This is a genomic window from Paenibacillus sp. KS1, from assembly GCF_001680695.1.
GTDB lineage: Bacteria > Bacillota > Bacilli > Paenibacillales > Paenibacillaceae > Paenibacillus_B > Paenibacillus_B suaedae.
This window is the reverse complement of record NZ_MAIS01000341.1, coordinates 1-329: the sequence shown is the minus strand read 5'-3', so window position 1 is coordinate 329 and position 329 is coordinate 1. Positions and strand designations below refer to the sequence as shown.

Genomic DNA, 329 nt, shown 5'->3' with positions numbered 1-329 from the left:
AGTTAGCTATGCGAAGGCGCCAGACAAATCAAAGGTTGATATAGCGCGCAAAACGATGAAGCTCTTAAACGGCGGGCAGGACGTAAAGGTGCGTGATGGGGTGAACCTAAATTATAATCCTCAGAACAAGGAGGGAAAGGTGCTGGAGTTCTACGATGAAGAATTGAAGAATTCTATCCTGCGCATCGTGCATATCGGAGCGGATACCGGGAAGGTATGGGGGGCCGAATTGCTTCGGGAAGAAGAATCCTATAAATCCGACGATGAATATAAGCAAACGTTCGCCCAGCCGATACTCACGTCAGAACAGGCGATAGCCAAGGCCGCGC

General features: G+C 49.8%; 1 protein-coding gene. It reads left to right on the top strand.

Annotation, left to right across the window (positions count from 1 at the left end):
* Positions 1 to 329 (top strand): hypothetical protein (locus BBG47_RS28580; RefSeq protein WP_175400680.1); only part of this gene is annotated, 329 nt, incomplete at both ends.